We start from the raw sequence: 25961 nt of genomic DNA on the forward strand, positions 1-25961 counted from the left end.
TTAAACGGCTTCCTTTGGGTAGCAACTGTAATATTTGGTTACAGTCTTGGCCAAAGCCTTTAAACTAAGTTGGTCCGATTCCTTAAGAACATCGGTGACTTTGCCATTCTTTTTTAGAATGCTAATGGCTTGTTCCTTACCATATGCTCTGTTCGAGATTTCTCCTTGAAACACAAAATTGGACGCATCATCTTCGGAAAGATTGTGCTTTTCCATTAATGAGCTCAACCTTTGTGTCATTTTTTCTTCATCAATTGGCTGCTTTTTGATTTTTATGTGCAACAATTTGCGATTAAGCAACATCTGACAAAGTTTGGAAAGCACCAAATCATCATGAAACTGCCAGTTTTTAATGGCCGAAAGCACATCTACATCATCCAATTGGGCAAAGGTTTTCAGAGTATCCAGCTTTAATGGACTCTCATTGTTCCTTAAAAAAAACATTAGGGGATGACTCGCAGTTAATTCAACATCTTGCTTCAACAACAGTCGAGCGCGCTGCATAATTCGAACCAATAATTGTTCTGCCACCAATCCTGTTTTGTGCAAATACACTTGCCAATACATAAATCTACGGGCCATCAAAAATTTTTCTACGGCATAAATAGCCTTCTCCTCTACCACCAAATTGCCATCAACTACATTCAACATGGAGATTAAGCGTTCGGAATTAATATTCCCTTCAGTTACTCCAGAATAAAAACTATCCCTTTTTAAATAATCCAAACGGTCCATGTCCAGCTGACTGGACACCAACTGATTCAAGAAAGCTTTATGATAATCACCCTTAAAAATAGCAATTGCTATTTCGAGCTGTCCATCAAATTGTTGATTGAGCTCTTTCATAAATTCCAATGAAATCTGCTCATGGCTTATATCCTTGGCCACAAAACCTTCCAAAGCATGGGAAAATGGCCCATGACCAATATCATGCAGTAAAATGGCACAAAGCAATCCATTTTCTTCTTCGGGAGAAATTTCAACATCCTTTAACTTGAGTACTTGGATTACCTTGGTCATTAAATGCATACTACCAAGGGCATGATGAAATCGAGTGTGGTGAGCCCCTGGATAAACCAAATATGAAAGGCCCATTTGAGAAATCCTACGCAAACGTTGAAAATACGGATGCGAAATTAGGTTGAATATAAGTTCGTTGGGTGTTCCAATAAAACCGTAAATTGGATCGTTGAAAACATTAAGCTTATTGGTTTTTACCAAGTGTTTTTGTTTTATTTCCACAAAGATAACGACTATATGAACAAGATAACAATTCTTTGGGTCGATGATGAAATTGACCTATTAAAACCTCACATTCTTTTTCTTGAAAGCAAAAATTACAAAGTTGTGACCAGTCCCAGTGGTCAAGATGGGCTGGAAGAGATAAAGAATTCCTTTTTTGATATTGTTTTTTTGGATGAAAATATGCCAGGGCTTTCTGGCTTGGAAACCTTAAATGAAATAAAGAAATATGATGCCTCCATTCCTGTGGTTATGATCACCAAAAGCGAGGAGGAATATATAATGGATGAGGCCATCGGTTCTAAAATTGCCGATTACCTGATAAAACCCGTAAATCCCAATCAAATATTGTTGTCTTTGAAGAAGAGCTTAGACAATTCTAGGTTGGTATCGGAAAAAACCACATCGAATTATCAACAAGAATTCAGGAAAATTGCGATGGACCTTTCCATGGTCAATTCTTATGAAGAGTGGGCCGAATTATATAAAAAGCTAATTTACTGGGAGCTTGAACTGGAGCAAATTGAGGATTCAGGCATGTTCGAGATATTGGAAAGTCAAAAAGTTGAGGCCAATTCGCAGTTCAGTAAATTTATAGACAAAAACTATAAAAGCTGGTTTAAGGACGGAGATGCTCCCACCATGTCGCACACCCTATTTAAAAACAAGGTTCAACCTGAACTGGAAGGCAATAAAACCTTAATGGTGGTGATTGACAACCTTCGCTATGATCAATGGCTGGCTTTCGAAAAGACCCTTTCGGTTCATTATAAGAAAAAGCAAGAATCGGCCTATTGCAGTATTTTGCCAACCGCTACGCAATATGCCCGTAATGCTCTTTTTTCAGGGCTGATGCCTTCTGAAATGGAAAAAAGATATCCGAATTGGTGGAAGAACGATACCGATGAGGGTGGTAAAAACCTATTTGAAGCCGAGTTTTTAGGTGAGCAATTGAAACGTTTGGGACTTAACTTAAAGTGGGAGTACCATAAAATCAGCAATCTAAAGCAAGGTAAGCAACTAGCTTCCAACTTTAAAACCCAAAAGGATAATGACTTAACCGTTGTGGTCTATAATTTTGTGGATATGTTATCACATTCCAAAACTGAAATGGAAGTGGTTAAGGAATTGGCATCCAATGATAAAGCTTATCGTTCCCTAACACTAAGCTGGTTCAAGAATTCGCCCTTATTGGATATAATTCAACAAGCGCAAGACTTAGGGATGAAACTTATATTGACTACCGACCACGGAACCATCAATGTAAAACAGCCATCCAAGGTAATTGGTGACCGTGAAACGAGTTTGAATTTAAGGTACAAAACTGGTCGCAGCTTAACTTTTGAGGACAAGGATGTGCTTTCTACAAAAAATCCACAAGAAATATATCTTCCCAATATTAATTTAAGTAGCAGCTTTATTTTTGCCAAGAATGATCTTTTCTTCGCCTACCCCAATAACTACAATCATTATGTAAGTTATTATAGGAATACCTACCAACACGGAGGGGTTTCTTTGGAAGAAATGATTGTTCCCTTTGTAGTTTTGGACCCAAAATAAAAAAAGTTGAAAAGAGAGTTTAAACTAAATGAAATTGATTCCGTAGCTAAAGAACTTATTGATAGATTTACGGACAAAGTTGTTTGCTTCTATGGCGACATGGGCGTTGGTAAAACAACTTTAATAAAAGCATTGGTCAAAGAAATTGGAGCAGTAGGTAACGCTAACAGTCCAACCTTTGGCTTGGTGAACGAATACTCCAATTTAAACGATGAACCCATTGCCTACCATTTTGATTTTTATCGATTGAATGATGAAATGGAGGCATTGGATATGGGATTTGAAGATTATTTAAATTCAGATGCATGGATGTTCATTGAATGGCCCGAAAAAATAAAATCACTCTTACCTTCAGATGCTGTGGGGGTATTCTTGCAGTTTGTCGATGAAAACACTCGTTCAATCGAGTTAAATATTTCTTAAAGGGGTTTCCGTATATCTTCCCTGTAATTAATGTTCTAAGCAAGACGATTTCGATAAAGAGTACGATTTTAACGTTTAAAACCCAATTTTATCGATAAAATGTATGGTCAGTTGAAATATTTTCCTACATTTGTCTTGTGAATGAATTCATTTATTAACCAAAAACTCTTTTACGATGAACACTAAAAAAGTATTTTTTGGAGTATTGGCTGTTGCTTTCTTAGCGATGACTGCAGTTTCAACTGCTTCTATTGACAAAGATCAAACAGTTAGTATTGAAAAGTCGAAAATTAGAAAACTGTAATTTTCAAACTTTTAGAAATTAAGATGGCTCTATTTTTTAATAGGGCCATTTTTTTTGCAATAAAATGGGATTTTTTATGTTATCACATTGATGAGTGACAAAAAGAGCATAAAAAAGAAACTGATCTTGGAAGGTCTGTTCGCCTTCCTTATTGTGTTAATCCCTATTTTGTTCTATTGGTACAAGTATATTCCGATAGGGTCGCAAACCTATACCTTTTTGGGAATTGAGTTTGGTACCAATGGTTTTGATGATGTAAGTGAGTCTTTCTACTATTACTTTAGTAAAATAGTGCCTTTGTTGGCATTGGTGATATGGTTTATAACCAGTAAGGATTGGTGGTACTACGCAATCCTCATACCTATTTCCATGTACAGTTTCCAATTGTTTTCGGTATTGACTTTCCGATCGGGTATTGTAGATGAAAACGAAGTGATGTACGTCATCGTGGTTACCATGGTTGTCGTGCCTATCGTTTACTTTATTAGGGTGAAATTGGTAGACAAACATGTGCATGGTATCGATCTGGATGCCATGGATGCAGAACTTCAAATTTTAAAGGAGAAAGAAGAGCTTCGAAAAGAACGCCAGAAATTGGAACAGCGTCAAAAAACCGTCTCAAAAAAAATGTAAATTTGTCCAATCGCCTTTAGGCATGGATACATTTTTCATTTATGAACCAACCCTCCTCCCCATTTAGCAAGCAACAATTACTACCACAAGAAGAAATGCTAGAGGTAGTAAAACAAAAAGGGGAACTTATAATAGGAATTCCCAAAGAAAACCAGTACCAAGAAAAAAGAGTCTGCCTTACACCAGATGCGGTAAATGCCATTACAGCAAACGGACATCGTGTATTGGTGGAATCTGGCGCTGGCGAAGGAGCTAATTTTTCGGATATTGATTATACCAATGCAGGAGCTGAAATTACCCGCGATACCAAGAAAGTATTTTCCTGCCCCATAATATTAAAAGTAGAACCGCCTACCCTTTCCGAAATTGATTTGTTGAATCCTCAAACGATTGTGATTTCTGCACTTCAGATTAAAACGCAGAAAAAGGAGTATTTTGAGATCATGGCAAAAAAGCGCTTGACCGCCATTGCCTTTGAATACATTCGAGATGAAGATGGAAATTACCCTGCGGTTCGTTCTTTAAGTGAAATAGCTGGAACTTCCTCCATTTTGATTGCGGCAGAAATTATGGCAAATACCAATAATGGAAACGGCTTAATGTTCGGAAATATCAGTGGCGTACCACCAGTGGAAGTCGTGATTATCGGAGCTGGAACTGTTGGTGAATTTGCAGCACGTTCCGCTATTGGATTGGGAGCCAACGTTAAAGTGTTCGATAATTCCATAAGTAAGTTACGTACATTACAGACCAACTTAAATAGAACGCTTTACACATCGACTATACAACCTAAGAACTTGATAAAATCCCTAAAACGATGTGATGTGGCTATTGGTGCCACCCGCGGAAAGGACCGCTCCCCTGTTGTGGTGAGTAGTTCAATGGTGGAAAACATGAAAAAAGGTTCGGTGGTTATCGATGTGAGCATTGATATGGGAGGTTGCTTTGAAACCTCGGAAATTACTACGCATACAAAACCTACTTTTGAAAAGTTTGGAGTGGTACACTACGGAGTACCCAATATTCCATCGCGTTATCCAAAGACCTCTTCTATTTCTATAAGTAATATCTTTACACCCTATTTACTGAAAATTGGTGAAGATGGTGGTTTGGAACACTCCCTAAGATTCGATAAAGGTTTACGAAACGGGTTGTACATGTACCACGGCATTTTGACCAATAAATCGGTGGGAGATTGGTTTGGATTGAGCTACAACGACATTAACTTTCTTATTTTTTAATACTGCATGGCATTTTTAAGGCGTTTGGGATGGTACTTGGTTGGACTATCCATTGGATTGATTTTTTTAGTGTTCTTTTTAAAGAAAAAATCAGGGGAAGAGGGAATTGAATTCTGCTATTTGCCCAATTGTAGGGTGTTGAAGGACATGCGCTCCAAAACCTTGACTTTTGATGAAAACCTGCCAGAACAATATAAAGACACCTTATTGATCAAAGCTTTTTTAACCGATGGTGATGTGGATTTCGGAAATAGCGATACCAAATCAGAACCTTGCAAAACCTATTTGATCGAAAATGAGGGTAAGGTGTTAAAGGCGCAGAGTTGTGCGGAGAAAATTGTGATTCAAGAAATCAACAATTAACATTAATCCTCCAGCTTCCTACGTTTTCGCTCTTTTTGGAGAAGGCCCAATTCCCTTGAAGTTTGCCCTGCTACAGAGGTATTTTCTTCTGCACGTCTAATTAAATAAGGCATTACATCACGAACAGGACCATAAGGCACATATTTAACCACATTAAAGCCATTTGCCGCCAAATTGTAGGTGATATGGTCACTCATCCCAAACAGTTGACCAAACCAGACTCTCGGGTCATTGGGTTCAAGCTTGTTTTGCTCCATTAAACTGATCAGTTTATGGCTACTCTGCTCATTATGAGTACCTGCAAAAATACCAAACTGGTCCAGATGATTCATCATATATTCAATGGCAGCATCAAAATTTTCGTCGGTTTCTTGTTTGGATTTACAAATAGGACTTTTGTACTCCTTCTCAATGGCTCGTTCATTTTCTTTCTCCATATAGGCGCCACGAACCACTTTCGCACCAATTTTAAAACCTTCTTTAGAACCTTTTTCAAATAACGCTTTTATGTAATCCAATCGGTCCCAACGATACATTTGAAAGGTGTTGAAAACTATAGCCTTTTCTTTGTTGTATTTCTGCATCATTTGCAACACCAAATCATCGGCTGCCTTCTGCATCCAGCTTTCTTCAGCATCAATCAACAAGCAAACATCTAAATCATGTGCTTTTTTGCACACTTTGTCAAATCGTCCTACAATTCTATCCCAGGCAGCTTCTTCATCCGAAGTCAAGTCTAGACCTGCACTCATCTTTTCGAACAGCTTAAAACGACCAAAACCAGTAGGTTTAAATACCGCAAATGGCATGGCATCTTTCTCCTTTACAAAATCAAGGATTTCCAAGGTTTTTTCAAGTGCAAAATCAAATTGATTGTCCACTTCCTTTCCCTCAGCGGAATAATCCAAAATAGAGCACACCCCTTTTTCAAACATTTTATCGATAATGGGTAGGCAGTCTTTTTCACTAACACCACCACAAAAATGGTCAAACACCGTGGCCCTAATAAGTCCTTCAACAGGAAGATGCGCCTTGATGGCGAAATTGGTCACCGCAGTCCCGATACGAACCAAGGGTTCGTTGGCAATCATTTTAAAAAGAAAGTAAGCTCTTTCCAACTCTGAGTCGGATTTAAGCTCAAAAGCTATTGCAGTATTCTCAAAATTAGGTTGCATTCTTGGTAATCCTTTAAAGAACCAAATATAAGTACGGAAATTAGAATGATATCTATTAAAATAGTCTTTATTTAGCAGGGTAATTCAAATTATGGAATCGGTTAAATCACAGTCGTACGAAGTCTTTTTAAATGAGTTGGGAGAAGCTGCACTGAATCAGCATGTTGCTAAACATGGATATTCCAAAATATTTGTTTTGGTGGACGAAAACACCAGAAAATTTTGTTTGCCGCAGTTTCAAAAAATGTTCGAACATTCCATCGATGATATTTTTGAAATAGCATCTGGAGAAGAGAACAAGCACATCCAAACCTGCTTAAAAGTTTGGGAATTCCTATCCAATGAAGATGGAGACCGAAAAAGCTTATTGATCAATCTTGGCGGTGGTGTGCTTACCGATTTAGGTGGATTTGTGGCCTCTACATTTAAAAGAGGTATCCATTTCATAAATATTCCCACTACCCTACTCTCAATGGTCGATGCGTCTATTGGAGGTAAAACAGGTGTTGACTTAGGTGCCTTGAAAAACCAAATCGGTGTCATCAACCAACCCCAAATGGTACTGGTTTTTCCTGAATTTTTAGAAACCTTGGAACCAAGACAGGTAACCAGTGGCTTTGCTGAAATGCTAAAGCATGGACTGATTAAAGAGCAGGAGTATTGGGAACAGTTAAAGACCAAAGAAGATTTTAAAGATGCGTCGAGCATTCAAAAATCTATTGCAATCAAGAATGATGTAGTTACACAGGATCCTACGGAAAAAGGCATTCGCAAGATTTTAAATTACGGTCACACTTTGGGTCATGCTATTGAATCCTATTGTTTAGAGAATTATGACAAGAGGACATTACTTCATGGTGAGGCCATTGCCATTGGAATGATTTTGGAGGGTTATCTTTCGCATGAATTAACAGGATTGTCCAAATTGGCTTTGGATGATATCAAGCAAACCTTCTTAAAGCATTTTGAAAAAGTTGAATTTGATGAGAATGATATTGATTCCATTTTAAAACTGCTGAAGTACGATAAGAAAAACTCCCACGGGGATATCAATTTTGTGCTGTTGCAATCCATCGGAATTGCTGTAACAGATATTAAAGTGCCTGAAAATCTGTTTGAAAAAGCATTTGCTTACTACAAAGAATAGGTGATTCACCTACTACTTTTTTCCATTTACAACTCTTTATAAGGAGCAATTAAAAAATAATCTAGCTTAGGAATGCAATTAATAACTAACCATTATGAAACGCATTCTCATAGACTACAAAAAATTGGACCACAAGGCTGCTTCCAAATTAATCGACTCATATCCTGATGGTTATGGGGATGATGACATCATTACTTTTAAAAAACCAAATGGAGAAATCATCGAGGCCGTAGAGGTACATACCGATGATACGGTCTACTTGGTTAAAATCAGCAAGAGTCTTTCCAACTTTATTGCCAATTTCGAAGAAATTATTGAAAAGGAATTGGAAAAAGACATGGTTCCTGAAGCCGCTGTAGATTTTGACACAGCATCTTTTGAAGAAAACGATTTGGAAACAGAAAGTATGGACAGCGAATATTAATCGACTATTCCATTTTTAAATATCGCTCTTTTATTATGCGAGCGTGGTGGGCTTGGTGCCCGCTGATGATAAACCCCAATGCACGAACACTCATTCGAGAACCGCTGGCAATACCTATGCGAAGCAGTGCCTCATCATCCAATGAGTCAAACAATGATAAAGTTGATTCTCGAACAACTTTGTATTCATTTTGCAAACTTTCCAAGTTTCTTGTCGAGGCATTGGAATTTGGAACATAAAGGTCTTGGTCAAAACCTGGTAAATCGGTTTTGTCGTTTCTAGCAAAACGAAGTGCACGATACTGAAAAACCCTTTCGGTGTCAATAACGTGCACTATCGCTTCTGCTAATGTCCATTTGCCTTCGGCGTATGCGAATCCTAATTTATTTTCTGGAATTTGGTTTAATAGGGACAAAAAATCTTCTTTGCCCATTTTTAAGCCCGACAATAACTCAACATCACCTAAAGCAAGAATATAGGTATGATAAAAATTATTGTATTCAGAAGTTGGGAGTTCTGAACGCAACATAACAAACGGATATAAAATCTATAGTTCGTTGAAAATAGTGTGCATCAAACGTTTTTTATCGTTGATGCTCTCTTCCAATGAAATCATGGTTTCTGTTCTGCTGATACCGTCGATATCATCGATTTTAAAGATGATGTTTTTGGCATGTGTTGTATCCCTTGCTCTTATTTTACAGAAAATATTGAATTTTCCAGTTGTAATATGCGCAACGGTTACGTAAGGTATCTGGCTAAGTCTTTCCAAAACAAATTTTGTTTGGTGGGTCTTTTCCAAGAAAATACCAACATAAGCAATAAAAGAATATCCTAATTTAACATAGTCCAAGGTTAAAGAAGAACCTTTGATGATTCCTGATTCTTCCATTTTTTTAACCCTAACATGCACCGTACCTGCAGATATCAGCAACTTCTTGGCGATATCTGTAAAAGGGGTACGAGTGTTATCGATTAGCATATCTAAGATCTGGTGGTCGATTTCGTCTAGCTTAACTTTGGTCATTATATTTAATTTTGCAGCAAAATTAGTTGAAAATAGAAATTTACGTAATAAAAATGGTTCTTTTTTACATAAAATACAAGAACTCCCTAAAAATGATTGTTACACATCGAAATTTTGGAGCAATTCTAGAACCTTTTTATCCTTGGAACTAAATCCAAAATCCTTGGAATCAATACATTCTATTAATTTGTGACCAAAATAGCCTTCCAAGGTGCCTTTTTCCGCTATTTCGGGTATAAATTCGATTTTATCGTCAATAAGCACTTCCTTAAACCGAATTCCGACCTTCACCCCTTCTTTAAACTTAGGATTCACCTTGTTTGCATGCCAAACAACAACATCAAAAAAGAGCTTTCGATTTTCAGGAATTTTAAAATAATCGTTGGTGCTGAACTCATTCACTTGGTTATCCGCAATGGTTTGTAATCCCTTTATTAAAGCATGAAAAATATATTCCCTGGTTTTTTCGCGCTCGTAATCTTCAGCATAATGCCCTGCTTCAAATAAAATGGTTGGTGTTCCTGTAGTTTGAAAACTGTCGCCTGTACAGTTTTCATTAAAACCATCATCGTAGCGGCCAACTTGCCCTGGAATGAGTTCTTGTAAATCATAATTCATGGCCACGATCAATTTCATAGCCGCTTCCCGAGTGGGGGTTATATCTCTTTCTACATTGCTTGAAGGTGACAAAAAGGAAACGGTTGCAGGTTTTTGTGTGTTCCCTGCACTAAATAAAGTTCTTTGATCGTGAAGATTAAAACAATACTGCGGATGAATCTTCTTGAATAACTTTCGTAGCGCCTGACTCTCGGGCTGCGTTCTGTCTTTTGCATCTCGATTTAAATCAACTTCATTGTGATTTATTCTTGTGTAGACTTCTGCCCCATCTGGATTTAATATTGGCACCACAGTTATGGAGCATTTGCTTAAAATGTGTTTGGCCAATACATCTTCGGATTGCAAAAAATGAATCATATCACAAACAGCCTTTGTTGTCGTAGATTCATTACCGTGCATTTGCGACCACATCAACACCTTAAATTTTCCATGACCAAATTGGAATGCAGGAATATTTTCACCCTTTACAGACTTACCTATATATATAGCTTCTGATCGGATTTTAGAAAAAAAATGATTTTGTAATTGTGCTAGGGTAACATAACGCCCCTTTATTGAATCCTCTTTAAACAAGGAATAATTAACCATCGAATAGTTTTTAAGATTTACAAAAGTAATCAAGCAAAAGTTTACAAATGTAACAGGTATTCATTTACTATTGTTTACAGTTGTACGCTGTATCACATTAAAATATTTGTGATTTGTTACAATTGTAATCGTTTAAAATTTATTTTATCTTTAAATACTGTATTTCAATATATTATTAGCTTTTATATTATCTATTACTTTAAAATATTAGTACTACTCCTCTTGAATATTCTTGTTACATCAAACTTTAAAACTATATTTACATCTATAAATTTACATTTGTAAATATGGATATTATTGATAGGGTTAAACAAGTGATTGAACACTATGGCATATCGGTTTCCGCCTTTGCGGATGAGATTGGTGTACAGCGTTCGAGCATGTCTCATTTATTAAATGGACGAAATAAACCCAGCTTGGATTTTGTAATGAAACTGGTAGACTCCTATCCTGAAGTAAATTTATATTGGCTGTTAAAAGGTGAGGGGGAGTTTTTAGTCAGTGAAACACCTGCGCAAACATCTTTAAATGCTCCTATTCAATTTCCCGATGCATCCTTGGAGTTGGAGAAAAAGATTCCCGAAACTAAACCTACTCCCAAAAATATTCCAGAACTCGTTAAAATCGTTTGGTTTTATTCGGATGGTACTTTTAAGGCATTCATTCCTGAAAACGATTGAACCTTTCGTGTTCTTTCCGTTACTTTGTAACATGATTAGAAATCTTTTTTTAGGGGCTCTTTTTACAATCCTTTGGGCCTGCGGTCAACCGCCACAACGTAATTGTTCTGATTTTAAAACTGGAAAATTCTCTTTCACCACAACAATTGATGGAGAAGAAAAGAAAACCATATTTTCAAGGTATGAAGATTTGGAGGTTGATGAATTTGATGGAAAAATTGATTCCTCCTCCATTCGATGGATCAATGATTGTGAATATGTGCTCAAAAACATTCACCCAAAAAATAAAGAAGAAGAGAAATCTATCCATATAAAAATTCTGACTACCGCCGAAGCTTCCTATACTTTTGAGTATAATGTTATTGGAGACACAAGAAAATTTAAAGGAACTGCCCATAAAATAGACTAACCATGTTCGATATTTTCGCAAGCCCAGATGCCTGGATGGCATTGTTGACCCTGACTTTTTTGGAAATTGTTTTAGGAATTGACAATATTATTTTTATTTCCATTGCCGCAGGTAAATTGGAAAAAAAGAATAGACGAAAGGCAACCAATATTGGATTGTTACTGGCAATGGTGATGCGAATTATTTTATTGTTTGGTATTACCTGGCTTACCAAAATGAAAAAACCTTTTTTGGTGATCGACGAATCTTGGATAACGGGTGGAATAAGCTGGCAAGCGATTATTTTGTTCGGGGGCGGACTTTTTCTACTTTACAAAAGCACACATGAAATCCACGAAAAAATTGAAGATAGAGGTCATGATGAGCGCGAAGTGGCAAAATCACGATCTTCGTCATTAATGAATGCCATTGTTCAAATTACCGTAATTAATATTGTATTCTCTTTTGATTCTATTTTAACTGCTATTGGTATGACGAATGGCATATCACCCAATCCAAACGACGCTCTGATTTTGATGATTACCGCAGTGGTGATTTCTGTTTTGATTATGATGTTATTCGCAAATCCTGTTGGGGAATTCGTGAACAATCACCCTTCAATTCAAGTATTGGGGCTGTCCTTTTTGATCTTAATTGGATTTATGTTGATTGCCGAATCTGCACACCTGTCCCATTTGGTGATTTTTGATAACGAAGTTGGCGCCATACCCAAAGGGTATTTGTACTTCGCCATCGCATTCTCACTAATGGTGGAGTTTATAAATCTGCGGATTCAAAAAAAGCATCCCCAAGAAAAAGAAAGTTTGGAAGAGCACTAATTCGGTCGCTGGTACGCGAGCTTCGGATTTGCTTCTTTATGTTTTTTGAACAAGCGTTGTTGTTGTTTTACGGTCATTGTACTCCCATCATGACTCCATCCAGGAGGACCAAAGATGTACATAAGCTTATGTTTAAGACTTTTCACCTTCTTGGTGTCGTTCCAAATATCTTTAAACTCATGGGTAAGAATCACAACTGGGTTGTATGATTCTGGCGCATGGATAACGCCATATTTTACATCAATATCATCATCCAATTCTTTCCACGTACCAAAGATCTTATCAAAGAAGTTTAAAAATCCTCCATGGTTTTTATCCAAATACTCCACATTTTGTGCATGATGTACTTGGTGCATGGTGTGGGTATTCATGAATTTTTCCAAAAATCCAAGTTTGGGAATATAAACGGAATGTAATTGAAATTGCCACAATGCTTCAATTCCTAGGCAGACCAGCACCATTTCTGGAGGAAAACCAATGGCTGGCATCCATATGTAAAAGAAAGGTTTGTACAAAATGGTGAACCATCCATTTCGAATGGCAGTTCCTAAATTGAAATTATCAGAGGAATGGTGCACAATATGTGCTGCCCATAAAATTCGAACTTCGTGATTGGCCCTGTGGAACCAATAATATGTAAAATCATCGGCCAATTGGCAAAGAATCCAAACATACCAAGCATAACCAAAGGATTCGTAACCAAAAATATTGGTTCGCACGCCCCCTACTTCAGGATTAAACAATTCATAAGTCCCTTCAAAAAGTGCAATGGCAAATGCCACCTTAAAGAGTGGTCCTAAAATCGCAGAACCAATTCCCATAAAACCACTGGCCGCTAAATCCTTCCAGTTGTACAGATCATCATGGTCGTGGGTTTTGCTATAGGTTAATTCTAATAAAATAAAGGCAATAAAAACTGGTACACCATATACCAGCGGGTTTGTGAAATCCATATAGAAAAGTTAAGCGTCTGCTTTAGTTTTGTGACGGAGGCAAAATAGGTAGAAAATGGATTAAAACAAAGCGGTTTGGTCATTACCATCATTCTTTGTTCCTATATCGTTATTTGAATTGTCTATTTGCTCTTCATCTACCACTTCAATGTCCTCTGTTTGTTGTTCTTCTGGCTCATCGTAAGGTAACGGGTCCAATAAGTTAATGTTTTTTACTTTTTCAGGTGTAAGCTGATTCCCTAGTGCTTTAATACCTTTTACAGTAATAAATTCTTCAACATCCACTTGTAAATTGGGTTTAGCGTCCTTGCCACGTGGTTTTATAAACTCAATTTCCAATTTTGGTCGCCAATCGGTTGAAACCAATTCCAAATGGGATTTTGCACTTTCGGAAATTACCACTTCTTCCTTGCTTGGATTTTCAATAACGAACCTTTTCAGGTAGTAGCGTTCTTTTTCTCCTTCAAAATGAACCACAGAAATGGGCTTGTTCGGGTTCCATTTCTCCAAAACAATCATATCGTCGTTAAAACGAGTAAGCAAATCTGGAATAATGGTTTTTACGATACCCTTTTGCTCAATGACCAAAAGCATATCATCACCTTTAAACTCACCCAATAACTCTCCTCGTCCATCAACATTTAAGCGACTTACTACATCATCGAACCATATTTTTCTAGGTTTAAGGGTAGATACGCCTTTTTCTTTGAGTTCAACACGTTTGATAGCATATTTGGTAACCAAATTTCCTTTGGAAGCTCTACCTTTAATAAGGACATCGGAGAAATCAAGATCCCATTTCAGTTTTTTGATGCTTCCTGACTGACGTAGCAAAATGGTAATCACCTCCGCCTCACCATTTGGATTGGCAGAGAAATAAAGTACTTCTGCTGAAGTTTTATCTCCTGTGAGTTGATAGATTTTATCACGAGTGATACTGGTTACATTGAAACGTTTAATGTAACTAGGCCCACCTTTCATCAACTTGTACACCATATTATATGTAGTTCGCTTGTCCTTTTTCTTAAAGACGGCCACATGGATAATGTTTTTACCCACAAAGACTTTGGAGTCTACCTTAGTGACCATCATCTCCCCTTTTTGGGTAAAGACTATTATGTCGTCAATATCGCTGCAATCGGTAACATATTCGTCGCGCTTTAGCGAGGTTCCAATAAAACCCTCTTCGCGATTTACATAAAGTTTGGTGTTTCGGATAACCACTTTAGTGGCCTCGATATCATCAAATACTTTGATCTCGGATTTACGCTCTCTTCCTTGCCCGTATTTCTTTTTAAGCTCTTTGAAGTAGTCAATGGCGAAATCCACCAGATGCTCCAAATGGTGTTTGGTCTGGGCAATTTTCTCTTCAAGACCCTCTATTAACTGTTGCGCTTTTTCCAAATCGAACTTGGAAATACGCTTGATTCGAATCTCCGTCAATCGAACAATATCATCTTTGGTCACTTCTCTTTTTAAATGACCGATATGAGGTTTTAATCCTTTGTCGATAGCAGAAATTACACCATCCCAAGTTTCCTCCTCTTCAATATCACGATAAATCCTATTTTCAATAAAAATGCGCTCCAAAGAAGCAAAATGCCACTGCTCCTCTAATTCACCTAGCTGGATTTCAAGTTCTGCTTTAAGTAACTCTACAGTGTTGTCCGTGGAGCGCTCCAGCATTTCACTTACCCCAATAAACAATGGTTTGTTATCCTCAATAACACAACCAAGTGGTGAAATGGATGATTCACAAGCTGTAAAGGCGTAGAGGGCATCGATGGTCTTGTCTGGAGAAATTCCAGTAGGCAGATGCACCAAGATTTCAACTTCAGCAGCTGTGTTATCCTCTATCTTTTTAATCTTGATTTTCCCCTTATCGTTAGCCTTTAAGATGGAGTCAATTAAAGAGGAAGTATTGGTTCCGTAAGGTATTTCGTTGATCACCAAGGTGTTTTTGTCCAAGGTTGAAATTTTGGCCCTTACCCTAATTTTGCCACCACGCATTCCTTCATTGTAATTGCTTACATCTATAATTCCAGCGGTTGGAAAATCTGGATATAAAGTAAAGCGCTTACCTCTCAAATGTTTGATGGAGGCATCAATCAATTCATTGAAATTGTGCGGTAAAATTTTGGTGGAAAGTCCAACCGCTATACCCTCTGCCCCTTGCGCTAACAACAATGGGAATTTAACTGGAAGATTTACAGGCTCTTTCTTTCGGCCATCATACGAAAGTTGCCATTCTGTAATTTTTGGACTATAAACTACTTCAAGGGCAAATTTGGAAAGTCTTGCCTCAATGTATCGTGAGGCTGCAGCGCCATCCCCTGTAAGAATGTTACCCCAGTTTCCTTGGGTATCGATTAATAGGTCTTTTTGCCCCAACTGCACCATGGCATCGGCAATACTGGCATCACCGTGAGGGTGGTATTGCATGGTATGCCCCACAACATTGGCCACTTTGTTGTAGCGCCCATCGTCCAACTCTTTTAAGGAGTGCATGATCCTACGCTGTACAGGCTTGAACCCGTCTTCGATTGCGGGAACAGCACGTTCCAAAATCACATAGGATGCGTAATCCAAAAACCAATCCTTGTACATTCCAGTAACCTTTACCAGACTGTCTTGGGGTTCTTCTTGGTTTTCTAAACCTTCATCATTCAGTTCTTCGTTCTCTTCCATTTAGAAGGGAGGCATTAGTTTGGTTTATAGTTGGTTTTCTTCTACTAAATCAAGTTCTACTTTAAGGTTATTGATGATAAATTCCTGTCTATCTGGCGTGTTTTTACCCATGTAGAACTGCAACAGATTATCAATACTCATCGCTTTATCCAACATTACAGGCTCTAAACGAATGTCATCACCAATAAAGTGCTTGAACTCATCGGGGGAAATTTCACCCAATCCCTTAAATCGGGTTATTTCTGCCTTACCTGTTAGTTTTTCAATAGCGTTTCTTTTTTCCTCATCACTGTAGCAATAAATGGTTTCTTTTTTATTGCGCACTCTAAATAATGGGGTTTGAAGAATATATAAATGGTTTTCTTTTATCAGTTCTGGAAAAAATTGCAAGAAGAATGTGATCAACAGCAATCGAATGTGCATCCCATCCACATCGGCATCGGTAGCAATTACAATATTGTTGTAGCGCAAATCCTCCATGGAATCCTCAATGTTGAGCGCTGCTTGCAACAGATTGAATTCTTCGTTCTCGTAAACAATCTTTTTGGACATGCCATAAGAGTTCAAAGGCTTACCACGAAGACTGAATACGGCCTGGGTATTTACATCCCGAGATTTGGTAATGGAACCTGAAGCCGAATCTCCCTCTGTTATAAATAGGGTAGACTCCAATCTTCTGTCCTTTTTCATATCCTGCAAATGCACTCGACAATCACGAAGTTTTTTATTGTGCAGACTTGCTTTTTTTGCGCGCTCTCTGGCCAATTTACGAATTCCAGAAAGTTCTTTACGCTCCTTTTCCGCCTGAACAATTTTTCGTTGAAGTGCTTCCGCAGTCTGCGGATTTTTATGTAGGTAATTATCCAAATAGGTTCCCACAAAATCGTTGATGTACGTACGAACCGTTGGAAGTTTACCGCCCATATCGGTAGAACCCAATTTAGTTTTGGTCTGACTCTCAAAAACGGGTTCCATAACTTTAATGGAAATAGCTGAGATAATAGACTTGCGCACATCGGAAGCATCGTAATTTTTTCCGTAGAAATCGCGAATGGTTTTAACCACAGCTTCACGGAAAGCGGCTTGGTGCGTACCTCCTTGTGTGGTATGCTGTCCGTTAACAAAAGAGTGGTACTCCTCACTATATTGGGTTTTGCTGTGGGTCATGGCGACCTCAATATCATCCCCTTTTAAGTGAATAATGGGATAAAGAAAATCCTCTTCGTTATTGTTGTCTTCCAATAAATCCTTTAAACCATTTTCGGAGTAGAATTTTTCTCCATTAAAAACAATGGTTAATCCAGGATTTAGGTACACATAGTTTTTGAGCATGCGTTCCACATACTCATTTCGATATTTATATTTTTTGAATATGCTCTCGTCTGGAACAAAGGTTACCTTGGTGCCTCGTCTTCTGGAAGATTCTTCCAATAGCTCTTCGTTGGTAAGGTTTCCCGTTTCAAACTCTGCAGATTTGGATTGTCCATCTCGGTTGGATTCCACTCGAAAATAGGTGGAAAGGGCATTCACAGCTTTTGTACCTACCCCGTTCAGACCAACAGACTTTTTAAAGGCACGGGTATCGTACTTACCACCCGTATTCATCTTGGAAACTACGTCCACTACTTTTCCTAAAGGAATTCCACGACCGTAATCGCGAACATGTACCGTATTTTCCTTGATGTTGATTTCGATGGTCTTTCCTGCACCCATCACAAACTCATCGATACAGTTGTCGATGACCTCTTTTAACAGGATGTAAATTCCATCGTCGGCGGAAGAACCATCACCCAATTTTCCAATATACATTCCAGGACGCATACGAATATGCTCCTTCCAATCGAGCGATCGGATATTATCTTCAGTATATTGGGTATCTGCCATAAGTTTTGGGTTAATCCATGCAATATAAAATTTAGGGGCAAAAATAAAAGTAATGTGGGCAAAAAGTAATCAACAATAGCGCGGATTTATTGTTAATATTAGTGATTCTCAGGCTTGTTTTTTTCTGTTAATGGAAAGATAAGTCACCCCAAAAATCACAACCGCCATTCCCAACAATTGCCAAAGGGTCAATTTTTCATCTAAAAAGACAAATGCCAATAAGATAGTGGAAATCGGCCCCAAACTTCCCAAAATGGAAAAATTCGAGGCTCCCAAACGCTCAATGGCTGCGGAAACCAAAAAGGATGGAATCAAAGTGGCAATAATCGCCATGGCAAATCCGTAGATGTAGACAGGCCAAGGGTAATCCATAAATTCCCAACCTCCATCAAATACATAGTGCAATACGATGCAAAAGGTAGAAACTATCATAGCGTAGCAGGTAAACCGCAACACTCCAAATTTGGGAATCAACCAACCACTGCCCACCAAATACGAAGCATAGGTAATGGCACTCAACAATACTAAAAATCCTCCCCATAAAACCTGATTTACAGCTACATCCAATTCATCCCAAAACGTAATAAGGACGCCCAAATAGGTTATGAGAATGGCAATAAACTGAACTCGAGAAATCTTCTGTTTGAAAATAATCCACGAGAGAAATACCACAATAGTAGGATACACAAACAAAATAATCCGCTCCAGCCCTGCTTTGATGTAGTTTAGCCCTAAAAAATCGAAATAACTGGCTAAATAATATCCGATGAAACCAAAAGCGAACAACCAAGCGTAATCTTTTGCTTGGATTTTAACCGTTGGTATCTTTTTACGAATCAAAAATAAGATCAGTATGTAAAAAGGAAGCGAAAACAGCATTCGGAACAACAGTAAATCCAACGTATCTACTTCATATTGATACGCCAATTTTACCATCACAGCTTTTGAGGAGAATAAAACTACTCCCAGAATGCCGTAAAAAATTCCTAAGCTTTTGTTGTACATGGAATAAAGCTACTCCCTACCTACAATTTTAGAAAAGTAAATGATTTGGAATTACAACGTTCAACCCTTACACGTTGAACCTAAAGTGCATCACATCACCATCTTTCACCACATATTCCTTGCCCTCTACACGCATACGGCCAGCCTCTTTTACCTTGGCTTCGCTACCATATTGAATGTAGTCGTTATAAGAAATTACTTCGGCACGGATGAATCCCTTTTCAAAGTCTGTGTGGATGACTCCAGCAGCTTGAGGAGCTGTGGCACCAACATGAATGGTCCAAGCACGAACCTCTTTTACCCCTGCAGTGAAATACGTTTCCAAATCCAATAGTTTATAGGCGCCACGAATCAATTTGGCTGAGCCTGGCTCGGAAAGTCCAAGGTCTTCCAAAAACATTTGGCGTTCTTCGTAGGTTTCCAACTCTGTGATATCTGCTTCTGTCCCAACGGCCAAAAAGATAACTTCGGCATTTTCGTTGGCAACGGTTTCTTTCACCTTTTCTACGTAAGCATTGCCCTCTACGGCAGCAGCTTCATCTACATTACAAACATACATTACAGGTTTATCCGTAATCAGTTGCATGGGTTTTACAAACTCAATACGCTCATCATCAGAAAGTTCAATGGCACGGACTGAAGTTCCAGCCTCCAAACCATTTTTTAGTTTGGTCAAAACAGCTTCTTCTTTTTGAGCTTCTTTATTTCCAGTTTTGGCAGCACGCTTCACTTTGTCAAGCTTTTTTTCCACGCTTTCCAAATCTTTCAACTGCAACTCCATATCAATTGTTTCCTTATCGCGAATTGGATCTACAGAACCATCAACGTGCACCACATTATCATTATCAAAACAACGCAATACGTGAAGAATAGCATCGGTTTCACGGATATTTCCCAAAAACTGGTTTCCCAATCCCTCACCTTTGCTCGCTCCTTTTACCAAACCAGCAATATCCACAATTTCTACGGTAGCAGGAATCACTCTTTCAGGATTCACCAATTCTTCCAATTTTTCCAAACGAGTGTCGGGCACATTTACCACACCAATATTGGGCTCAATGGTACAAAAAGGGAAGTTGGCACTTTGTGCCTTTGCATTGGACAAACAGTTGAACAATGTTGATTTTCCTACGTTCGGCAATCCTACAATACCAGCTTTCATCTAATAAATTTGTGTTTTGAGGGTGCAAATATAAGTTGAAGTTTTGGTACTCGGTGCTAATACCCTTGAATCAATAAATAAAGCCCCATGATTATTAGTCCAATCATGCCAAAAATGGCCACCAAAGACAATATGCATCCTATCTGCTTCCAAACACCCCTATATTCTTTTTCTTCTTTTTGCATAAAAAAACCCCGAACTTAAATTCGGGGCTAAATTACATGTTTTTTATGCCCTATTCAGGGTGCATGAACCTCTGTTTTCCCAAAAGTTCTTCTTCTGTTTCTTCATGGTCCTCATCGGGAACGCAACAATCAACAGGGCATACTGCCGCACATTGTGGCTCCTCATGGAATCCTTTACACTCTGTACATTTATCAGGAACGATATAATAAAGTTCGTCGCTCACAGGCTCTTGGGCCTCATCGGCATCAACGTCTTTACCGTTCGGCAAAACCACATTGCCAGTTAACGAAGTTCCATCACTGTATCTCCAATCATCCGCACCTTCATAAATCGCTGTGTTTGGGCACTCTGGCTCGCAAGCACCGCAGTTTATGCATTCATCCGTTATAATTATTGCCATATTTTCTTTTCCTTATTAAGCTGATTCTTTTCAGCATGCTTACTTTTGACAAAAATAAACCCTACTAAATTAGTGAACAAATATAATGAGGTCGCATATGCAAACCATGGCAGCTTTTGTTAAACTCGGAAATTATCTCAGGGATTTTTGTGAAAATTATCACTCCACAGACGGAAATCCTGATGATGGATTGATGCAGGCCATCTACAGTGCAGAGCAGCATAACGGTTGGTTTACCAGGGAAAACATCTTATTTTCTTTACAACAATGGGGAGATGCCTTGACCGAAGAAAACCTGACTGAATGGTTGTCCAAATATGACATTCAACCCGTAGCAGCCCCTAAAACCATCGGAATTGTGATGGCGGGTAATATTCCTTTGGTAGGTTTTCATGATTTTATCTGTGTATTGTTATCAGGAAATAGGGTGTTGGCCAAATTATCTTCCAACGATAAGATATTGCTTCCTTTTCTAACAAAATATTTGGTTGAACAAGAACCAGCCCTTAAAGATTCCATCACCTTTGTAGAGGGTAAGATGGAAGATTTTGATGCCGTAATCGCCACAGGAAGCAACAATACCAGTCGCTATTTTGAATATTATTTTGGGAAGAAACCCAATATCATTCGTAAAAACCGAAATTCGGTGGCCATCTTAACTGGCAATGAAACCAAAGAAGAATTGATGGCTTTGGGTGAAGATATTTTCCGCTATTACGGACTGGGATGCCGAAATGTTTCCAAGATTTTTGTGCCCAAGGATTATGATTTTGAACCGTTCTTTAATGCCATTTTTGAATTTAAGGATATCATCAACGAACATAAATACGCCAACAATTACGACTACAATAAAGCGGTGTATTTAATGAGTGAATTCAAAATTTTGGACAACGGATTTTTGGTGCTCAAAGAAGATGAAAGCCTCTCCTCGCCTATTTCGGCTTTATTCTACACCTACTACGAAGATGAATCAGATTTAAGAAAACAATTGAATGTAATGGAAGAGGAAATACAATGTGTTGTTTCCGCTAAAGGGGATGTGCCTTTCGGGGCTACCCAAAAACCAAAATTAAACGACTACGCAGATGGAGTTGACACTCTAGAATTTCTGCTTCAATTGTAAATAAATTCATTGCTCAACTTTCGTTTTATCATCCAAGAAATTTTTAGACCTTTACCTTTCAAATCATCACTATGAAAATGCACAATTTTAGCGCTGGACCTTGTATTTTACCCAAAGAGGTATTGCAAAAGGCCTCCGAAGCTGTCGTAGAACTCGATGGCATTGGACTTTCACTTATAGAAATTTCCCACCGCAGCAAAGAGTTTGTGGCCATCATGGAAAAGGCCCGCTCACTTGCTTTGGAACTTTTAGGCTTGGAGGGCAAAGGGTATCAAGCCATATTTCTTCAAGGTGGCGCCAGTATGCAATTTTTAATGACTGCTTATAACCTGCTGGACAAAAAGGCTGGATACGTAAACACAGGAACTTGGAGTCAAAAAGCCATAAAAGAAGCCCGACTGTTCGGTGAAGTTGTGGAAGTTGCCTCTTCCCAAGAAGATAATTTCAAGTATATCCCAAAGGGATACAGCATTCCGTCCGATTTGGATTATTTGCACCTTACCTCGAACAATACCATTTATGGTACGCAAATCAAGGAGTTTCCAGAAACTGATGTGCCATTGGTTTGCGATATGAGCTCCGATATTTTTTCAAGACAATTGGATTTTTCCAAGTTTGATTTGATTTATGCAGGGGCGCAAAAAAATATGGGACCCGCAGGAGCAACTTTGGTGGTGGTAAAAGAAGAAATTTTGGGTAAGGTTTCCCATATCATTCCATCCATGCTCGATTATTCGGTGCATGTGAGTAAGGATAGCATGTTCAACACCCCTCCTGTATTTGCTGTGTATGTTTCCATGTTGACCATGAAGTGGCTGAAAGATTTAGGTGGAATTGCTGCTATCGAGGAAATCAATGAGCGTAAAGCCAATCTTATTTATTCTGAAATCGAACTCAACCCTGTTTTCTCTGGATTTGCAGCCAAAGAAGACCGTTCCATAATGAATGCCACTTTTAATATCACCGATGATGAACTAAAAGATGTTTTCGATGCCATGTGCAAAGAAGCTGGCATTAGTGGAATTAATGGTCACCGTTCAGTGGGTGGGTATAGAGCCTCCATGTACAACGCACTTCCTTTGGAAAGTGTTGGTGTATTGGTGGATATTATGAGTGAATTGGAAAAGAAAGGATAAACTTAATGACGAAAATATTAGCTAACGACGGAATTGCTCAAGCAGGAATAGATTTGCTTGAAAAAGAAGGTTTCGAAGTTAAAAACACCCGTGTTGCCCAGGAACAGCTCGCTAATTACATCAACAAAAACAACATAGATGGACTTTTAGTCCGCAGTGCCACCGAAGTTTCCAAAAAAATCATTGACGCTTGTCCCAACCTTAAATTGATTGGCCGTGGTGGTGTCGGAATGGACAATATTGAAGTGGAATATGCCAAAGCAATGGGGATTCAAGTAATCAATACCCCTGAAGCTGCGGTTGACTCTGTTGTTGAACTTGTTTTTGCTCATCTTTTTGGTGCTGCTCGTTTTTTACACGATGCTAACCGAAATATGCCCTTGGATGGCGATAGTCAATTCAAAGCCCTGAAAAAAAGCTATGCAGGTGGGATTGAACTACGTGGAAAAACACTGGGCATTATTGGATTTGGTCGCATTGGTCAAGCTGTGGCAAAAATGGCCTACGCATTGGGCATGAAAGTAATTTTTACGGACCATCATGTTACTGACATCACCCTAGAGGTTCCTTTTTTTGATGGACAATCCATTAGTTTTGATTTGAAAGCGTCAGATTTTGAAACCGTTTTAAAAGAAGCTGATTTTGTTACCATTCATGTACCTGCTCAAGATTCCTATGTGCTTGGTAAAAAAGAGTTTGAAATGATGAAAAAAGGAGCTGGAATCATCAATACTTCCCGCGGCGGCGTATTGGACGAAGTTGCTTTGGTGGAAGCTTTGGATTCCGACCATCTTGCTTTTGCAGGGTTGGATGTGTTCGAATCAGAACCTACTCCAGAAATTCAAATCCTGATGAACCCAAAAATCTCTTTATCACCACACATTGGTGCATCTACCAAAGAAGCCCAAGAACGAATTGGAGTGGAACTGGCCAACAAGGTTATTAAATTGCTAAAATAGCCGATTTTCAAAGTGCCAAAGAGCCTTTAAACACTACTTTTTTCGTACCTTGACCCTCTAACCTTAACTGAAAATAAAATGTCAGGATTACTAGATTTATTGAATAGCCCAATGGGACAACAATTGGTGAGCGGAGTAGCTGGCCAAACGGGGCAAGACGAGAGCAAAACCGCCGATGTATTGAGTATGGCCATGCCCTTATTAATGGGTGCCATGAAAAAAAACACAACCACTCCAGGTGGAGCACAAGGTTTGATGGATGCACTTTCATCTAAACATGATGGTGGAATTTTAGATGATCTTGGCGGATTGTTCGGAGGTGGTGTAGACCAAAATGTAATGGATGATGGAGCTGGAATTTTGGGCCATATTCTTGGAGCAAAACAACCTCAGGTAGAAAATGCATTGAGTAGCAAATCAGGAATTGATGCGGGTACTGTCGCCCAAATTCTTAAAATAGCGGCCCCTATCCTATTGGGATATTTGGGGAAACAAACCAAACAACAATCGGTAAACACACCTGATGGTTTAAATGGCCTTTTAGGTGGACTCATGGGTGGAGATAAAGCTGCTGCAAAACAACAATCATTGGTTGAATCCTTTTTGGATAGTGATGGTGATGGAAGTGTAATCGATGATTTGGCAGGTATGGTATTAAATAGTGATGGACAAAAAAGTAGTGGCCTCGGAGGAATGCTCGGTGGTCTATTTGGAAAATAACATCGCTTTACACATAGTTTAACAAAGCCATTTGAATCTTCAAGTGGCTTTTTTTTGTAACTTATATTCATGAAAAAGAAACTTTTAGCCCCTACTGTATTTGTTCTTGTTTTAATGCTTTTATTCAATTCCTGTTCTGCACAAAAGGAGACCGTTGCTATTTCAGAAGATGAAAAAGCACTATTTAATTCTGATGATGATGAACCTGTCGAAATATCCGATGAAGAAACCGAATACGAAATCATTATCATAGAACCTGGATTTTACACTTGGTTAAACTCCATAGCTCGTCCAGAGGGGTATTATTCGCAATCGTATTTGGAAAACCGAAATGCTGTTTTGGTTCTGAATTGGAACCAAAGAGTGTTGGACCCCATCCGTTTCAATCCCAACTTATATGAGATGCAGATCAATTACGACCCAAATATTGATTATGGCTACGAGGTGAATTATAAACTCTACAATTACTTTATTTATTTCCAAAGAAAATACAATCAACGCTTAGGTCCTTTTCTACCTAGAATATAATGTGCTATTTTTGCAGCCATTTAATAGGTTCGCATGCAGAAAATTAAAGCCCGTTGGGAAATCTCAAAGAATTGGCAGCTTCTTTTTCCTTTTTTAGGAGCGTTCCTTACATTTTTGACGGCGTACACGATCGCTCGAAGGTTACTTCATGCTTTTGGGATGAACAACACTGCTGCTGAATGGATTTTTACGGGAACTGTTAGTATTTCCATCTTTTATGGGTTGATTAAATTCTTTATCTGGTGTTTTAAAAAGCTGGAAAACAAATGGGTGGTGAACGAAAAATGGGAAATGATCGCCATTTTCATCGTTTTTGCCATTACAGGGAGTCTAGCTGGAAAATTAGCAGGGCCTTTGGTGCATTGGATTGGATTGGATGATGAAAATGTACCCAAAGCCATCTATTGGACTTGCAGAATATTAATGATTTTTCCCATTTACCAAGTCTTATTGGTATGCATTGGTTGGGTGTTCGGTCAGTTTAAATTCTTCTGGGCTTTTGAGAAAAAAATGCTGAAACGTATGGGATTGGGCTTTTTGTTGCCTTAGTTTAAGTTTTCCTTAA

General features: G+C 38.5%; 28 protein-coding genes. 17 read left to right on the forward strand and 11 right to left on the reverse strand.

Features of this window, described 5'->3' with window-relative positions; all coding sequences use genetic code 11:
* Nucleotides 1-1221 carry an HD domain-containing protein gene (locus BLQ18_RS12585; RefSeq protein ID WP_090297597.1) on the reverse strand — a complete coding sequence of 407 codons (1221 nt, stop codon included), beginning with the start codon at nucleotides 1219-1221 and terminating at the stop codon, nucleotides 1-3.
* A gap of 36 nt (nucleotides 1222-1257) precedes the next feature.
* Between BLQ18_RS12585 and porX the strand changes: the two genes are divergently transcribed.
* The 6 genes from porX to BLQ18_RS12610 all read left to right on the forward strand — a co-directional run bounded on the left by porX (nucleotide 1258) and on the right by BLQ18_RS12610 (nucleotide 5766).
* Nucleotides 1258-2802, forward strand: coding sequence for a T9SS response regulator signal transducer PorX (gene porX / locus BLQ18_RS12590; protein WP_090297600.1), 1545 nt, complete (start codon nucleotides 1258-1260; stop codon nucleotides 2800-2802).
* Between the two features lie 6 nt (nucleotides 2803-2808).
* Nucleotides 2809-3225 (forward strand): tRNA (adenosine(37)-N6)-threonylcarbamoyltransferase complex ATPase subunit type 1 TsaE, encoded by a 417-nt coding sequence (gene tsaE, locus BLQ18_RS12595; RefSeq protein ID WP_090296717.1) that lies wholly within the window; start codon nucleotides 2809-2811, stop codon nucleotides 3223-3225.
* Between the two features lie 175 nt (nucleotides 3226-3400).
* Complete coding sequence (locus tag BLQ18_RS17160) at nucleotides 3401-3529, forward strand: hypothetical protein (protein ID WP_262492766.1); 129 nt, start codon at nucleotides 3401-3403, stop codon at nucleotides 3527-3529.
* Between the two features lie 90 nt (nucleotides 3530-3619).
* Nucleotides 3620-4162, forward strand: coding sequence for a hypothetical protein (locus BLQ18_RS12600; protein ID WP_090296718.1), 543 nt, complete (start codon nucleotides 3620-3622; stop codon nucleotides 4160-4162).
* A 41-nt stretch (nucleotides 4163-4203) separates the two neighbouring features.
* Nucleotides 4204-5403, forward strand: a complete 1200-nt coding sequence (locus BLQ18_RS12605; protein ID WP_090296721.1) for an alanine dehydrogenase — start codon at nucleotides 4204-4206, stop codon at nucleotides 5401-5403.
* A gap of 6 nt (nucleotides 5404-5409) precedes the next feature.
* Nucleotides 5410-5766: a hypothetical protein gene (locus tag BLQ18_RS12610; RefSeq protein ID WP_090296723.1), complete on the forward strand. Its 357-nt coding sequence runs from the start codon at nucleotides 5410-5412 to the stop codon at nucleotides 5764-5766.
* 2 nt (nucleotides 5767-5768) lie between these two features.
* On the opposite strand, the gene BLQ18_RS12615 is transcribed toward BLQ18_RS12610, so the two are convergent.
* Complete coding sequence (locus BLQ18_RS12615; RefSeq protein ID WP_090296724.1) at nucleotides 5769-6941, reverse strand: proline dehydrogenase family protein; 1173 nt, start codon at nucleotides 6939-6941, stop codon at nucleotides 5769-5771.
* A 91-nt stretch (nucleotides 6942-7032) separates the two neighbouring features.
* On the opposite strand from BLQ18_RS12615, the gene aroB reads away from it, so the two are divergent.
* The gene (gene aroB, locus BLQ18_RS12620) at nucleotides 7033-8088 is read left to right on the forward strand and encodes a 3-dehydroquinate synthase (RefSeq protein ID WP_090296726.1); all 1056 of its coding nucleotides are present in this window, start codon (nucleotides 7033-7035) and stop codon (nucleotides 8086-8088) included.
* Nucleotides 8089-8182: 94 nt separating this feature from the next.
* Nucleotides 8183-8512, forward strand: coding sequence for a hypothetical protein (locus tag BLQ18_RS12625; RefSeq protein WP_090296729.1), 330 nt, complete (start codon nucleotides 8183-8185; stop codon nucleotides 8510-8512).
* A gap of 4 nt (nucleotides 8513-8516) precedes the next feature.
* On the opposite strand, the gene BLQ18_RS12630 is transcribed toward BLQ18_RS12625, so the two are convergent.
* The 3 genes from BLQ18_RS12630 to BLQ18_RS12640 form a co-directional block, all read right to left on the reverse strand.
* On the reverse strand, nucleotides 8517-9041 hold the full coding sequence (locus BLQ18_RS12630) for a DinB family protein (RefSeq protein ID WP_090296738.1): 525 nt from the start codon (nucleotides 9039-9041) through the stop codon (nucleotides 8517-8519).
* An 18-nt stretch (nucleotides 9042-9059) separates the two neighbouring features.
* Nucleotides 9060-9539, reverse strand: coding sequence for an Lrp/AsnC family transcriptional regulator (locus tag BLQ18_RS12635; protein WP_090296742.1), 480 nt, complete (start codon nucleotides 9537-9539; stop codon nucleotides 9060-9062).
* 99 nt (nucleotides 9540-9638) lie between these two features.
* Complete coding sequence (locus BLQ18_RS12640; protein WP_090296746.1) at nucleotides 9639-10745, reverse strand: M14 family zinc carboxypeptidase; 1107 nt, start codon at nucleotides 10743-10745, stop codon at nucleotides 9639-9641.
* 287 nt (nucleotides 10746-11032) lie between these two features.
* Between BLQ18_RS12640 and BLQ18_RS12645 the strand changes: the two genes are divergently transcribed.
* Genes BLQ18_RS12645 through BLQ18_RS12655 form a run of 3 tightly spaced genes read left to right on the forward strand, consistent with a single transcriptional unit; the run spans nucleotide 11033 to nucleotide 12652 of the window.
* Nucleotides 11033-11425: a helix-turn-helix domain-containing protein gene (locus BLQ18_RS12645; protein ID WP_090296750.1), complete on the forward strand. Its 393-nt coding sequence runs from the start codon at nucleotides 11033-11035 to the stop codon at nucleotides 11423-11425.
* A gap of 31 nt (nucleotides 11426-11456) precedes the next feature.
* Entirely contained in the window at nucleotides 11457-11834 is a 378-nt protein-coding gene (locus BLQ18_RS12650; protein WP_090296755.1) for a DNA topoisomerase IV, read from the forward strand.
* A gap of 2 nt (nucleotides 11835-11836) precedes the next feature.
* A complete protein-coding gene (locus BLQ18_RS12655; protein ID WP_090296759.1) occupies nucleotides 11837-12652 on the forward strand; it encodes a TerC family protein in 816 nt (271 codons plus the stop codon).
* Here the strand turns inward: BLQ18_RS12655 and BLQ18_RS12660 are convergent.
* The 6 genes from BLQ18_RS12660 to BLQ18_RS12685 form a co-directional block, all read right to left on the reverse strand.
* Complete coding sequence (locus BLQ18_RS12660) at nucleotides 12649-13605, reverse strand: sterol desaturase family protein (protein ID WP_090296763.1); 957 nt, start codon at nucleotides 13603-13605, stop codon at nucleotides 12649-12651. The genes BLQ18_RS12655 and BLQ18_RS12660 overlap by 4 nt on opposite strands.
* 60 nt (nucleotides 13606-13665) lie before the next feature.
* A complete protein-coding gene (locus BLQ18_RS12665; RefSeq protein WP_090296766.1) occupies nucleotides 13666-16293 on the reverse strand; it encodes a DNA gyrase/topoisomerase IV subunit A in 2628 nt (875 codons plus the stop codon).
* Between the two features lie 24 nt (nucleotides 16294-16317).
* Nucleotides 16318-18177 (reverse strand): DNA topoisomerase IV subunit B, encoded by a 1860-nt coding sequence (locus BLQ18_RS12670; RefSeq protein ID WP_090296769.1) that lies wholly within the window; start codon nucleotides 18175-18177, stop codon nucleotides 16318-16320.
* Between the two features lie 108 nt (nucleotides 18178-18285).
* Nucleotides 18286-19182: a DMT family transporter gene (locus BLQ18_RS12675; RefSeq protein WP_090296775.1), complete on the reverse strand. Its 897-nt coding sequence runs from the start codon at nucleotides 19180-19182 to the stop codon at nucleotides 18286-18288.
* A 67-nt stretch (nucleotides 19183-19249) separates the two neighbouring features.
* A complete protein-coding gene (ychF, locus tag BLQ18_RS12680; protein WP_090296779.1) occupies nucleotides 19250-20344 on the reverse strand; it encodes a redox-regulated ATPase YchF in 1095 nt (364 codons plus the stop codon).
* Between the two features lie 235 nt (nucleotides 20345-20579).
* Nucleotides 20580-20930: a 4Fe-4S dicluster domain-containing protein gene (locus BLQ18_RS12685; RefSeq protein WP_090296783.1), complete on the reverse strand. Its 351-nt coding sequence runs from the start codon at nucleotides 20928-20930 to the stop codon at nucleotides 20580-20582.
* 106 nt (nucleotides 20931-21036) lie between these two features.
* Here BLQ18_RS12685 and BLQ18_RS12690 point away from each other — a divergent pair, with 106 nt between their 5' ends.
* The 6 genes from BLQ18_RS12690 (at nucleotide 21037) to BLQ18_RS12715 (ending at nucleotide 25945) form a co-directional block, all read left to right on the forward strand.
* On the forward strand, nucleotides 21037-22053 hold the full coding sequence (locus BLQ18_RS12690) for an acyl-CoA reductase (RefSeq protein ID WP_417935108.1): 1017 nt from the start codon (nucleotides 21037-21039) through the stop codon (nucleotides 22051-22053).
* 71 nt (nucleotides 22054-22124) lie between these two features.
* Nucleotides 22125-23189 (forward strand): 3-phosphoserine/phosphohydroxythreonine transaminase, encoded by a 1065-nt coding sequence (gene serC, locus BLQ18_RS12695; RefSeq protein WP_090296790.1) that lies wholly within the window; start codon nucleotides 22125-22127, stop codon nucleotides 23187-23189.
* 5 nt (nucleotides 23190-23194) lie between these two features.
* Nucleotides 23195-24148 (forward strand): D-2-hydroxyacid dehydrogenase, encoded by a 954-nt coding sequence (locus tag BLQ18_RS12700; RefSeq protein WP_090296794.1) that lies wholly within the window; start codon nucleotides 23195-23197, stop codon nucleotides 24146-24148.
* A gap of 78 nt (nucleotides 24149-24226) precedes the next feature.
* Nucleotides 24227-24868, forward strand: a complete 642-nt coding sequence (locus BLQ18_RS12705; protein ID WP_090296798.1) for a DUF937 domain-containing protein — start codon at nucleotides 24227-24229, stop codon at nucleotides 24866-24868.
* A gap of 69 nt (nucleotides 24869-24937) precedes the next feature.
* On the forward strand, nucleotides 24938-25396 hold the full coding sequence (locus tag BLQ18_RS12710) for a DUF6146 family protein (protein ID WP_090296802.1): 459 nt from the start codon (nucleotides 24938-24940) through the stop codon (nucleotides 25394-25396).
* Nucleotides 25397-25429: 33 nt separating this feature from the next.
* On the forward strand, nucleotides 25430-25945 hold the full coding sequence (locus BLQ18_RS12715; RefSeq protein ID WP_090296807.1) for a DUF6787 family protein: 516 nt from the start codon (nucleotides 25430-25432) through the stop codon (nucleotides 25943-25945).
* Nucleotides 25946-25961: the final 16 nt, after the last annotated feature.

It is taken from the genome of Flagellimonas zhangzhouensis (genome assembly GCF_900102925.1).
Classification (GTDB): Bacteria; Bacteroidota; Bacteroidia; order Flavobacteriales; family Flavobacteriaceae; genus Flagellimonas; species Flagellimonas zhangzhouensis.

Excerpts from the sequence above, each read along its gene's own strand:
- BLQ18_RS12710 (WP_090296802.1), top strand. The coding sequence starts at position 24,938 with ATGAAAAAGAAACTTTTAGCCCCTACTGTATTTGTTCTTGTTTTAATG.
- BLQ18_RS12610 (WP_090296723.1), top strand. The coding sequence starts at position 5,410 with ATGGCATTTTTAAGGCGTTTGGGATGGTACTTGGTTGGACTATCCATT.
- BLQ18_RS12645 (WP_090296750.1), top strand. The coding sequence starts at position 11,033 with ATGGATATTATTGATAGGGTTAAACAAGTGATTGAACACTATGGCATA.
- serC (WP_090296790.1), top strand. The coding sequence starts at position 22,125 with ATGAAAATGCACAATTTTAGCGCTGGACCTTGTATTTTACCCAAAGAG.
- BLQ18_RS12715 (WP_090296807.1), top strand. The coding sequence starts at position 25,430 with ATGCAGAAAATTAAAGCCCGTTGGGAAATCTCAAAGAATTGGCAGCTT.
- BLQ18_RS12640 (WP_090296746.1), bottom strand. The coding sequence starts at position 10,745 with ATGGTTAATTATTCCTTGTTTAAAGAGGATTCAATAAAGGGGCGTTAT.
- aroB (WP_090296726.1), top strand. The coding sequence starts at position 7,033 with ATGGAATCGGTTAAATCACAGTCGTACGAAGTCTTTTTAAATGAGTTG.
- BLQ18_RS12635 (WP_090296742.1), bottom strand. The coding sequence starts at position 9,539 with ATGACCAAAGTTAAGCTAGACGAAATCGACCACCAGATCTTAGATATG.
- BLQ18_RS12665 (WP_090296766.1), bottom strand. The coding sequence starts at position 16,293 with ATGGAAGAGAACGAAGAACTGAATGATGAAGGTTTAGAAAACCAAGAA.
- BLQ18_RS12675 (WP_090296775.1), bottom strand. The coding sequence starts at position 19,182 with ATGTACAACAAAAGCTTAGGAATTTTTTACGGCATTCTGGGAGTAGTT.
- BLQ18_RS12615 (WP_090296724.1), bottom strand. The coding sequence starts at position 6,941 with ATGCAACCTAATTTTGAGAATACTGCAATAGCTTTTGAGCTTAAATCC.
- BLQ18_RS12705 (WP_090296798.1), top strand. The coding sequence starts at position 24,227 with ATGTCAGGATTACTAGATTTATTGAATAGCCCAATGGGACAACAATTG.
- BLQ18_RS12690 (WP_417935108.1), top strand. The coding sequence starts at position 21,037 with ATGGCAGCTTTTGTTAAACTCGGAAATTATCTCAGGGATTTTTGTGAA.
- BLQ18_RS12630 (WP_090296738.1), bottom strand. The coding sequence starts at position 9,041 with ATGTTGCGTTCAGAACTCCCAACTTCTGAATACAATAATTTTTATCAT.
- porX (WP_090297600.1), top strand. The coding sequence starts at position 1,258 with ATGAACAAGATAACAATTCTTTGGGTCGATGATGAAATTGACCTATTA.
- ychF (WP_090296779.1), bottom strand. The coding sequence starts at position 20,344 with ATGAAAGCTGGTATTGTAGGATTGCCGAACGTAGGAAAATCAACATTG.
- BLQ18_RS12605 (WP_090296721.1), top strand. The coding sequence starts at position 4,204 with ATGAACCAACCCTCCTCCCCATTTAGCAAGCAACAATTACTACCACAA.
- BLQ18_RS12655 (WP_090296759.1), top strand. The coding sequence starts at position 11,837 with ATGTTCGATATTTTCGCAAGCCCAGATGCCTGGATGGCATTGTTGACC.
- BLQ18_RS12660 (WP_090296763.1), bottom strand. The coding sequence starts at position 13,605 with ATGGATTTCACAAACCCGCTGGTATATGGTGTACCAGTTTTTATTGCC.
- BLQ18_RS12685 (WP_090296783.1), bottom strand. The coding sequence starts at position 20,930 with ATGGCAATAATTATAACGGATGAATGCATAAACTGCGGTGCTTGCGAG.
- BLQ18_RS12670 (WP_090296769.1), bottom strand. The coding sequence starts at position 18,177 with ATGGCAGATACCCAATATACTGAAGATAATATCCGATCGCTCGATTGG.
- BLQ18_RS12625 (WP_090296729.1), top strand. The coding sequence starts at position 8,183 with ATGAAACGCATTCTCATAGACTACAAAAAATTGGACCACAAGGCTGCT.
- BLQ18_RS12650 (WP_090296755.1), top strand. The coding sequence starts at position 11,457 with ATGATTAGAAATCTTTTTTTAGGGGCTCTTTTTACAATCCTTTGGGCC.
- BLQ18_RS12600 (WP_090296718.1), top strand. The coding sequence starts at position 3,620 with ATGAGTGACAAAAAGAGCATAAAAAAGAAACTGATCTTGGAAGGTCTG.
- BLQ18_RS12700 (WP_090296794.1), top strand. The coding sequence starts at position 23,195 with ATGACGAAAATATTAGCTAACGACGGAATTGCTCAAGCAGGAATAGAT.
- BLQ18_RS17160 (WP_262492766.1), top strand. The coding sequence starts at position 3,401 with ATGAACACTAAAAAAGTATTTTTTGGAGTATTGGCTGTTGCTTTCTTA.